This window comes from Mycolicibacterium chubuense (assembly GCF_001044255.1).
GTDB lineage: Bacteria > Actinomycetota > Actinomycetes > Mycobacteriales > Mycobacteriaceae > Mycobacterium > Mycobacterium chubuense.
In genome coordinates, this window is the sequence record NZ_JYNX01000093.1 from 18592 (window position 1) to 29061 (window position 10470).

The 10470-nt window shown below is 70.0% G+C and carries 8 protein-coding genes and 1 pseudogene; 3 read left to right on the forward strand and 6 right to left on the reverse strand.

Annotated features, from left to right (window positions below):
• Positions 1-2: 2 nt before the first annotated feature.
• The 3 genes from MCHUDSM44219_RS27860 to MCHUDSM44219_RS27870 form a co-directional block, all read right to left on the reverse strand.
• Positions 3-1211 carry a CHAT domain-containing protein gene (locus tag MCHUDSM44219_RS27860; RefSeq protein ID WP_048421523.1) on the reverse strand — a complete coding sequence of 403 codons (1209 nt, stop codon included), beginning with the start codon at positions 1209-1211 and terminating at the stop codon, positions 3-5.
• Positions 1202-2782, reverse strand: a complete 1581-nt coding sequence (locus MCHUDSM44219_RS27865; protein WP_048421524.1) for an ATP-binding protein — start codon at positions 2780-2782, stop codon at positions 1202-1204. The genes MCHUDSM44219_RS27860 and MCHUDSM44219_RS27865 overlap by 10 nt, the downstream gene beginning before the upstream one ends.
• A 63-nt stretch (positions 2783-2845) precedes the next feature.
• Positions 2846-3340: a lipoprotein LpqH gene (locus MCHUDSM44219_RS27870; RefSeq protein WP_048421525.1), complete on the reverse strand. Its 495-nt coding sequence runs from the start codon at positions 3338-3340 to the stop codon at positions 2846-2848.
• Positions 3341-3445: 105 nt separating this feature from the next.
• Between MCHUDSM44219_RS27870 and MCHUDSM44219_RS27875 the strand changes: the two genes are divergently transcribed.
• Entirely contained in the window at positions 3446-4621 is a 1176-nt protein-coding gene (locus MCHUDSM44219_RS27875; protein ID WP_048421526.1) for a winged helix DNA-binding domain-containing protein, read from the forward strand.
• On the opposite strand, the gene uvrA is transcribed toward MCHUDSM44219_RS27875, so the two are convergent.
• A complete protein-coding gene (uvrA, locus tag MCHUDSM44219_RS27880) occupies positions 4611-7514 on the reverse strand; it encodes an excinuclease ABC subunit UvrA (protein ID WP_048421535.1) in 2904 nt (967 codons plus the stop codon). The two genes, MCHUDSM44219_RS27875 and uvrA, sit on opposite strands and share 11 nt — an antisense overlap.
• Positions 7515-7654: 140 nt before the next feature.
• Here uvrA and MCHUDSM44219_RS27885 point away from each other — a divergent pair, with 140 nt between their 5' ends.
• Together MCHUDSM44219_RS27885 and MCHUDSM44219_RS27890 are read left to right on the forward strand one after the other, a co-directional pair.
• Entirely contained in the window at positions 7655-8344 is a 690-nt protein-coding gene (locus MCHUDSM44219_RS27885) for an MBL fold metallo-hydrolase (RefSeq protein ID WP_048421527.1), read from the forward strand.
• 34 nt (positions 8345-8378) lie between these two features.
• Positions 8379-9263, forward strand: coding sequence for a fructose bisphosphate aldolase (locus MCHUDSM44219_RS27890; protein ID WP_048421528.1), 885 nt, complete (start codon positions 8379-8381; stop codon positions 9261-9263).
• Positions 9264-9329: 66 nt separating this feature from the next.
• On the opposite strand, the gene MCHUDSM44219_RS27895 is transcribed toward MCHUDSM44219_RS27890, so the two are convergent.
• Entirely contained in the window at positions 9330-9773 is a 444-nt protein-coding gene (locus MCHUDSM44219_RS27895; RefSeq protein ID WP_048421529.1) for a universal stress protein, read from the reverse strand.
• A gap of 195 nt (positions 9774-9968) precedes the next feature.
• Positions 9969-10470: pseudogene (locus MCHUDSM44219_RS30110) on the reverse strand (hypothetical protein); the annotation flags it as partial.

A 10470-nucleotide genomic window follows, 5' to 3' on the forward strand; every position in this document is an offset into this window, starting at 1 on the left:
GGTCACCGGGCACCGTCCACGGCGAAGGTGGCCAGCGCGGCCCAGTACAGCGGGCTCGCCGTGACGTCGCCGGCCCGCCAGCGGGTCAGCTGTGCGCGTTGCCACGCGTTGACCGCGCGGCCGGCCTCGTTCGCCTCGTGCGCGGTGTCGACCGCGACGACCACCTCGGCCATCGGGTCTGCGGATTCACTTGGGGCGCCGCAGAATCGGCGGTAGCCCGCCGTCGTGGGCAGCGACCACAGCGTCGCCGTCACGAGCACGGCCCCGCCCAGGATCGCCGCGGCGACCAGGCCGGTGGCCTCGTCGAAACGGTAGTCCCCGCCCGAGGCGCAGGCCAGCAGCGCCACCCGGGCGGGTATCGGCAGCGTCGACGCCATCAGTTCCGCGGCGGTCAGCGCCTCGGGCTCGGCCAGATGGAGGGCGGCGCGGTCGGCGTGGCCGACGTCGCCGTCGGCGGCGGACGCGTGGCCGACGAACAACAGTCGGCTCGGCTGCTGCCGCAACTGGGCTGCCAGCCAGCCCCGGTCGGCCTGCGGCCGGCGGAACAGCTCCACCGCGGACCCCACCTCGGGCAGGACGCGACGATGCGCCAGAACATCGGCGAAGTGGCGGGCCACCGGCGTCGTCGGATCGGGCCGGCCGAGCACCGAACCCAGCGCGGAGTCGGGCCGCTGACCCGGCACGCGTGGATCGAGGACCAGCAGCGCAGCCCCGTCGCGCCGCCACGGCGCGGGCCGGCGCGGGGCGTTGGCGATGTTGGGCGGCGCGGCGAACAGGATGTCGATGACGTCGATGAGGCGTCGGCCGTCGGCGGGCATGGCGAGAACCGACCAGGGCACCCGCGCCAGGCGCGCGGTGGGCGCCACGAACGCCACCGCGTCGGGCGTGGTGGCCTGTTCGGTCAGCAGCCGCCACCCCGGTTCGGGGATCAGCGTCTCACCGAGCACCTCTGCGAGATGGCGCTCGGCGGCAGGTGTCGCTAATGAGCCTGCGGCGAAGGCACGTTCGACGGCGTCGAGGATGTTCTCGCCCGCGCGTGGATCCGGCAGCGCATCGGCCAGCAGATCGTGCACGGTGGCCATCGCCGACTCGTCGATCACCCACGTGACCGTGGTGTCGCGGCGCCCGACGACGCGCAGACTGCCGTAGGTCGCGACGCCGACGTCGGCGTAGCGGAGCACCAGGATGGGGCCTGCGCCCGTCACGGCCATGTGGACCACTCGTCGTCCCCGGCGGTCACCTGTCGGCCGTAGCGGGCGAACGCGAGTTCGCGGTACCGGCTCAGCACCGGCGCGCCGTCGGGTTCCATTCGCAGCGGCGGCAGGGCGCCGAGCCGGGTGAGCGGGCCCGCGCCGAGTGCGCCGTGACCTGAGGCGACCAATGCGTACTCGTCGGCCTCGTCGACGGGCACCGCTGCGGTTGCGGTGTCGGCCCAGGCGGCCGTCTCCCCCTCGGGTGCGATGAACGTGCCGCGCGCGCAGTGGTATTCGATGAGCTCGCTGAGCAGTTCGGTGTCACCCGACTCCCAGGCCACGGCGAAGGCGCCGGCGAGCATCCGCGCGGAGACGTGCGTGGCCCACCGCATCCGGGCATCGGCGTCGGCGAGCGTGTACCGCACGGAGTCGACCGCCAGCGCCGCGGGGATCTTCAGTTCGGCGGCGCGGGCGAACGCGTCGCCCGCGTTGGCGGGGTCGGCGAGCGCCTCGGCGCGCAGCAGTGAGCCGAGATGGTCGTCGAGCCGGGCGTACTGCAGCCAGCTGTGCCGTGGCCAGCCCTCGAGCAGTTCCCGGGCCTCGTTCACGCGCTCGGTGGCGGCGGCGAAGTCACCGCGGAAGATGTCGACCCAGCTGCGCTGCAGCAGGATTCGATGGATGTGCAGGGGGCGGCCGAGTTCCCGCCAATGCCGTTCGGCGTGGCTGAGCCGTTCGTCGGCGTCGTCGTAGGCGCCGACCGAGATGCTGAGCAGGCCGAAATACAGCCAGCAGCGCGACACGTCGTGGGCGCGGGCGTGCTCGGCGATGGCCGGGTACGCCTCGTGCACGAGATCCTGTGCCAGCGGCCGGTTTCCCGCGGCCCACGCCGCCGTGGCGCGCTCCAGCTGGGTACGGGCGGTCGCGAGCCGCCAGCTGCGCGCCCGTGCCCGCGCACCCGCCCGCCGCAGCCACGGCTCGGCCTCGGTCAGGCGCCCCGTCTCCACGCAGAATCGCCCGTATCCGGTGCCCCCGAGCACCAGCAGCGCGTCGGAGAACAGCGTGGCGTCACCGGGTCCGGAGATCACGTCGAGCACCTCCTGCCACAGCGGCAACGACTGCACATGCAGGTCGTCGTCGCACAGCGCGACGGCGCACAGGATCCGGGCGTGCGTGATCAGATAGTCGTGCTCGTCGCGCAGGTCGTCGGCCGTGGTCGCATCGCCGATGAGCGCCTGCAAAGAGAGCGCGGCGGATTCGTGATCGCCGTGTGCGGCGGCCAGCCCGGTCTGCAGGAACAGCACGCGCCGTCGGTATCGCCGGATCATGTGGCCGACCGGCGCGTCTGCGGGCGGCGTCGCGGTGTAGTGGCGCAGGCAGTCGCGCATCCGGGTCAGGCATTCGGTCACCCCGTCGTACGCCGTTCGGATCAGGTAGATCTCGCCCAGCTGCGCGTACACCTCGAGCATCAGGTCGTCGCGGTCCACCTGCTCGATGCGCGGCATCAGAGACAGCAGCAGGTCCTTCGCCGCGCCCTCATCGGCGGCGAATGCCAGGTGACGAGCCCGGTCGAGGTCCTGCTCGATCGTCACCGCGTCATCATAGGGAGCGACGGACGCGTCGGGGGCGTCCGCCGCTCCCCTGCCCGGCCTCGCTCAGCTGCAGGTCACGGTCACGGTGAACGGCTTGGTGATCATGCCGGCCATCGGGTTGCTCATGTCGGCACCCACCGCCTCGCCGGTGATCGTGTAGCGGTCGCCGTCGACCTTGACCTCCGCCGAACCGCTCTTGGCGCCCATGGCGTTGGCGACCGCGAGCGCATTGCCGTCGACCACCATGCCGAGCGATTCGACGACCGGAGGCGCCGCGTCGGTCATCACGATGCCCAGCCCCTGCTGGCCGCCGATCGCGCCGCTGGCGACGTTGATCTTGCCGCCCTGCTTGACGCAGGTGACAGAGTTCAGGTCCAGCCCGGCCAGATCCGCGCCGTCGACCTTCACCTCGGTGGTGCCGCCCTGGGCGACTTGCGCGGTGGCGGCTTGCGAGCTCTGGGTGCCCGAGCTGGGGGCGGCGTCCTTGTCGCCGGAGCAGCCCACCAGCATGGCGGCGCCCGCGGCCAGACCGATCACACTTGCGGCAACTCGCTTCATCGTTTGCTTCCCTTCGTCGTACTCCGCCTCGGTGGCGTCGTCTGGGAGGAAGTCAAGGCGTGGGCAGCCGCTACCGATCCCAACTTTGGCTACGGTCGGGAGACGATGCGCACCTTCACCGTCGAGCAGCGCCGCGCGCGTCTGGCGCGCCGCCACCTTCTGAGCCCGGTCGCCGCGTCGGCGTCGGCGGCCGATGTCACCGGACGCCTCGTCGCGCTGCATGCCACCGATCCGGTGACTCCGTACCTGTCGCTGTGGGCGCGGCTGCCCGACTTCACCTCGGCAGATCTGGACGCTGCGCTGTATGAGGACCGCACCATGGTCAAACACCTGGCGATGCGCAGGACGCTGTGGGTGGTGCGGCCGGCGGACATGCCGGCCGTGCAGGCCGCGGCCAGCGACCGGGTGGCGGCCAACGAGACCCGGCGGCTCGCCGCCGATGTGGAACGTGCCGGCGTGGCCGCCGACGGGCTGGCCTGGCTGGCCAGGGCCGGGGACGCGGCGCTGCGCCACCTGCGCGTCTCGGGCCCGTGCAGTGCCCGTGAGCTCCGGGAGGCGTTGCCGGAGCTGCACGGCACCTACGATCCGGCCCCCGGGAAGACGTGGGGCGGTGAGAGCCATCTCGCCCCGCGGGTGCTGACGGTGCTCTCGGCGCGCGGCGACATCGTGCGCGGTCCCAACGACGGCGGCTGGATCACGTCGCGTCCGCGGTGGGTGCCGGCCGGGGACTGGCTACCGCCCGACGACGGCGCCGACGCCGACACCGCCAGTGCCGCGCTGGTGCAGCGCTGGCTGGCGACGTTCGGGCCGGCGACCCTCACCGACGTCAAGTGGTGGTTCGGCGGCACCCTGACCTGGGCCCGAAAAGCGTTGTCCGCCATCGATGCCGAAGAAGTGCAGCTGGACGGGGCGCTCGGGTATGTGCTGCCCGACGACGAGGACGATCCGGATCCCGGACCGTGGTGCGCCCTGCTGCCGTCGCTGGACCCCACGACGATGGGCTGGTTCGATCGGGACTGGTATGTGGGCCCGCACCGGGCCGAGGTGTTCGACCGCAACGGCAACGCCGGTCCGACCGTGTGGGTGGACGGCCGGATCGTCGGTGCCTGGCGTCAGGACGCCGCCGGCCGGGTGGAGCTGGCCCTGCTCGAGAAGGTGGGCCGCCGGGCGGCCTCGGCGCTCGAGGCGCGCGCCGACGAGCTGACGGCATGGCTCGACGGCGTCCGGATCAACCCGAGGTTTCCCTCACCGCTGAGCAGAGGTGCGACGGTCAGGCGCTGACCTTGCGGCGGCTGCGGGTCTTCGGCCTGGCCCGTTGCACGCCGAGCGTCTCGGCGAGGAAGTGGCCCGTGTAGCTGGCCGGGTCCGCGGCCACGTCTTCGGGGGTGCCGGTGGCCACCACGGTCCCGCCACCCGAACCGCCCTCGGGCCCCATGTCGACGATCCAGTCGGAGGTCTTGATGACGTCGAGGTTGTGCTCGATCACGATGACCGTATTGCCTTTGTCGACAAGGCCGTTGATCACCGTCAGCAGTTTGCGGATGTCCTCGAAGTGCAGCCCCGTGGTGGGCTCGTCGAGGATGTAGATGGTCCGGCCCGTGGACCGCTTCTGCAGTTCCGAGGCCAGCTTGACGCGCTGCGCCTCACCGCCCGACAGCGTCGGCGCCGGCTGACCCAGCCGGACGTACCCGAGCCCGACGTCCACCAGCGTCCTGAGGTAGCGGTGGATCGAGCTGATCGGCGCGAAGAACTCGGCGGCCTCCTCGATCGACATGTCGAGCACCTCGGCGATGGTCTTGCCCTTGTAGTGCACCTCGAGCGTCTCGCGGTTGTATCGCGCACCCTGGCACACCTCGCACGGCACGTACACGTCGGGCAGGAAGTTCATCTCGATCTTGATCGTGCCGTCGCCCGAGCACGCCTCGCAGCGACCGCCCTTGACGTTGAACGAGAATCGGCCCGGTTGGTAGCCGCGGACCTTGGCTTCCGTCGTCGCGGCGAACAGCGTCCGGATCTTGTCGAACACCCCGGTGTAGGTCGCCGGGTTGGACCGCGGGGTCCGCCCGATCGGTGACTGGTCCACCCGCACCAGCTTGTCGAGGTGGTCCAGGCCATTGACGCGGGTGTGCCGACCGGGCACAAGGCGCGCGCCGTTGAGCTTGTTGGCCAGCACCGAGGCCAGGATGTCGTTGACCAGAGTGGATTTGCCCGAACCGGACACGCCCGTCACCGAGGTCAGCACGCCGAGCGGGAACGCCACGTCGATCTCGCGCAGATTGTGTTCGCGCGCACCGACGACGGTGAGTTGACGCTTCTTGTCGGGGACCCGCCGCATCGCCGGGACCTCGATCTCCTCCTTGCCCGACAGGTAGGCCCCGGTGATCGACTCCGGGTTCTTCAGCAGGTCCTGGTAGGTGCCGCTGTGCACGATCTGGCCGCCGTGCTCGCCCGCGGCGGGGCCGATGTCGACGACCCAGTCGGCGTGGGCGATGGTGTCGAGGTCGTGTTCGACGACGATCAGCGTGTTGCCCAGATCGCGCAACCGCACCAGCGTGTCGATCAGCCGCCGGTTGTCGCGCTGATGCAGCCCGATCGACGGTTCGTCGAGCACGTAGAGCACGCCGACCAGACCCGACCCGATCTGAGTGGCGAGCCGAATGCGTTGCGCCTCACCACCACTGAGCGTGCCTGCCGCCCGTGACAGCGACAGGTAGTCGAGCCCGACGTCGAGCAGGAACCCCAGCCGGGACTGGATCTCCTTGAGCACCTGGCCCGCGATGGCGGCCTCGCGGGTGCCCAACGTGAGCGCGTTGAGGAAGTCGGCGCAGTCGGCGATCGACAGTTCGGCCACCTCGGCGATCGACTTCGCGCCGAAGCTGCCCGCGGTCATGGTCACCGCGAGGATCTCGGGCTTGAGACGGGTGCCGTTGCATTCGGGGCACGGCACGTCGCGCATGAAGCCCTCGAGGCGCTCCTTCATCTGCTCGGAGTCGGTCTGCTCCATGCGGCGCTGCAGAAACGCCATCACGCCCTCGAAGTCGGCGTAGTAGGACCGGGTGCGGCCGTAGCGGTTCTTGTACCGCACGTGCACCTGCTCGTCGCAGCCTTCGAGAATCGCCTTGCGCGCCTTGGCCGGAAGCTTCTTCCACGGGGTGTTCACGTCGAACCCGAGCTGGTCACCGAGGCCGGCCAGCATCCGGGTGAAGTACTCGGCGGTGTGCCCCATCGACCACGGGGCGATGGCGCCCTCGGCCAGCGTCAGGTCCGGATCCGGCACCACGAGGTCGGGGTCGACCTCCTTGCGGATGCCCAGCCCGGTGCACTCCGGGCAGGCGCCGTACGGGGAGTTGAACGAGAACGACCGCGGCTCCAGGTCGTCGACGGCCAGCGGATGACCGTTGGGGCAGGCCAGCTTCTCGGAGAACCGCTGCTCACGGTGCGGGTGATCGTCCTCGCGGTCGACGAACTCGAGCACCACGATGCCGTCGGCGAGGTTCAGCGCGGTCTCGACCGAGTCGGTGAGCCGCTGCTTGGCCGACGCCTTCACCGTCAGGCGGTCGACCACGACCTCGATGTCGTGCTTCTCCTGCTTCTTCAGCTTCGGCGGGTCGGTCAGCGAGTGCACCACTCCTTCGACGCGAACACGGCTGTAGCCCTGGGTGTTCAGCTTGTCGAACAGGTCGACGAACTCGCCCTTGCGGGTACGGACCACGGGCGCGAGAACCTGGAATCGGAGACCCTCGTCCATCGCGAGCACCTGGTCGACGATCTGCTGCGGCGTCTGACGGGCGATGCGCTCCCCGCAGACCGGGCAGTGCGGGGTGCCGGCGCGGGCATACAGCAGACGAAGGTAGTCGTAGACCTCTGTGATGGTGCCCACAGTCGACCGCGGGTTGCGGTTGGTCGACTTCTGGTCGATCGACACCGCAGGCGACAAGCCCTCGATGAAGTCGACGTCCGGCTTGTCCATCTGACCGAGGAACTGGCGCGCGTAGGCCGACAGCGACTCCACGTAGCGGCGCTGCCCCTCGGCGAAGATCGTGTCGAAGGCCAGCGACGATTTGCCGGAGCCCGACAGCCCGGTGAACACGATCATCGCGTCGCGCGGCAGGTCCAGATCGACGCCACGCAGATTGTGCTCCCGGGCACCTTTGACAACTAGGCGGTCAGCCACGGTGTCCTTTCCCTCCGACAAGAAAACGTGCCCGATGCGCCTCACGGGCGCAGTACAGAAACCATGCTAGGTCGACCCACCGACAGCTTTCACCCGCGGTGGCGGCGCAGGCCCCGCGACGTTCAGTAACGTGAGTCACCATGACCGTCGTCGACGACAACTACACGGGCCACGTCGAGCCGCGCACGGCGGCGCGACGCACGCTTCCCGGCGCATCGATCGTCAAGGTGTCGGTGGGCCCCATGGACAACAACGCCTATCTGGTGACCTGTTCCCGCACCGGTGAGACGCTGCTCATCGACGCGGCGAACGACGCCCCGATCCTGCTCGAACTGCTGGACCGGTACGCCCCCAGCTTGGCTCTGATCGTGACCAGCCATCAACATCAGGACCACTGGCTGGCCCTCGAGCAGGTGGTCGACGCCACCGGGGCCACCACCGCATCGCATCGCCTGGACGCCGATCCGCTGCCCATCACGCCTGACCGGCTGCTCGCCGACGGCGACAGCGTCGACATCGGGGACCTGCACTTCGACGTGGTCCATCTGCGCGGCCACACCCCCGGCTCCGTGGCGCTCGCGCTGCGCGGCGCGGACAGCGATGACGACGGCAACGAGCGCGTGCACCTGTTCACCGGCGACTGCCTGTTTCCCGGCGGCGTCGGCAAGACCTGGAAGGAAGGCGACTTCGAGCAGCTGCTGGGCGATGTGTCCAGCCGGGTGTTCGACGTCTTCGGAGATCAGACCGTCGTGTATCCAGGACACGGCGACGACACCACCCTCGGAGCCGAACGTCCGCACCTGGACGAGTGGCGTGAGCGCGGTTGGTGACCGCGCTCCTGCCGGGGACCATCAGGAAGGGAACATGAACACCGATCAGTTCACCAAGGTGCAACGTGGCACCGGCTTCATCGCCGCGCTCGACCAGAGCGGCGGCAGCACGCCCAAGGCCTTGAAGCTCTACGGCATCGCCGAGGACTCCTACTCCGGCGACGACCAGATGTTCGACCTGGTGCACGAGATGCGGACCCGCATCATCACGAGCCCGAGTTTCGACGGCGAGCGCGTGCTGGGCGCGATCCTGTTCGAAGACACGATGGACCGCGACGTCGACGGACGTCCGACTGCGGACTACCTCTGGAACGTCAAGCACATCGTGCCCTTCCTGAAGGTCGACAAGGGTCTGGCCGACGAGAAGTACGGCGCCCAGGTCATGAAACCGATCCCCGGCCTCGATGACCTGCTGACCCGTGCCCGGGACAAGGGCGTATTCGGCACCAAGATGCGGTCGGTCATCAAGGCGCCCGGCGCCGGGCTGCAGGCCGTGGTCGATCAGCAGTTCGAGATCGGCCGGCAGATCCTGGCCGCGGGCCTGGTGCCGATCATCGAGCCCGAGGTCGACATCCACAGCCCGCAGAAGGCGGAGGCCGAGGACCAGCTCAAGGCCGCGCTGCTGGAGGCTCTGGACCGCCTCGACGACGGTCAGTCCGTGATGCTCAAGCTCACGCTGCCCAGCGTGGACAACCTTTACCGCGACCTGGTCGAGCACCCGAAAGTGGTGCGGGTGGTGGCGTTGTCCGGCGGGTACGACCGCGACGAGGCGTGCGAGAAACTGGCGGCGAACCACGGTGTGATCGCGAGCTTCTCCCGCGCGCTCACCGAGGGGCTGACGGCTCAGCAGAGCGACGAGCAGTTCAACGCGACGCTGGACGCCGCGATCACCGCGATCGCGAAGGCGTCCGCCACCTGATCGCACGCAGACGTGAAAAACCCTGGGTCGGCGTGCCGGCCCAGGGTTTTCTCGTTCTGCGGTCTGTCAGGACGTGTGCACGATCAGCACGTCGGACTTCGACCGACGCGCCACGTTCGCGGGGACCGATCCCAGCAGACGTCCGGCGATGGTGCTCAGACCGACGTTGCCGACCACCAGCAGATCAGCACCCAGTTCCTCGACGAGATCGACGAGCGCATCGACCGGGGCGCCGACCACCGCCTTCTCCTCGATGCTCTCGGCGCCGGCCGCCTTCGCGCGATCGCGGGCCTCCCGCAGGATCGCGTAGATCGGGGCGTTGCCCGACATCTTGTAGCCCTCGTCCTTCAGGACATCCGCGGCGCGCTGGTCCTCGCTCTGCGGGAAGTAGGCGGTCGCGACGACGAGCTTCGCGCCCGACCCGGCGGCGATCTGACCGGCACGGTCCACCGCACGCAACGACGAATCCGAGCCGTCCGTGCCGACCACCACGGTTTGATAGGCGCTCATCCATATCCTCCCAGTGTCAGTTCCTACGCCACCCGAGACAGTAACCCGGTATCCGGCGAACATGGGGGTGAATCACCACACCGAGGGGCCATTTGCCCAGGATCTGGCGCTGAACGCACCGGCAACGTCACGATCCCGACGCTGACGTGACGCTGCCGACACCGGCGATCGGTCAGTGCGGCAATCAGACGCCGGTCACCATGCCGTGCCCTCGCACACCAGGTCCTGCGGAACCGGCAGGCTCGCAGGAAGCAGAGGCAGACCGGACACCGCGTCGGGCAGGGGTACGACGGGAACCGGGACGGCGGGCGCGGCAAGAGGGGCCGGTACCGGCACCACCGGCACCGCGGGTCCGGGCAGCGGGGCGGGGACGGCTGCGGCGTGCACGATGGGCGCCGCGTCGACGGGCGGGGCAGGCACATCGGCCGGGATCTCTGCGGCAGCCGCGGCCGGGACCTCGGCGACGGGCGGCGCCGCCGGTGCCGGAACTCCCTCGGGGGCAACGACATCGGACACCGACATGGCAGGTGTCGCCGCTTCGGCCGGCGCGGACTCGGCGACCACCGGCGGGGGCGGGGCCGCCGGCTCGGGCGCAGCCATCGGCGCGGCAGCCGCCACCGGTACCTCCGGTTCCGCCGCGGCGGACTGCGTCAGCGGGGCGGCCGGCGGCGACGGCGCGACGACAACCGGAACCGGC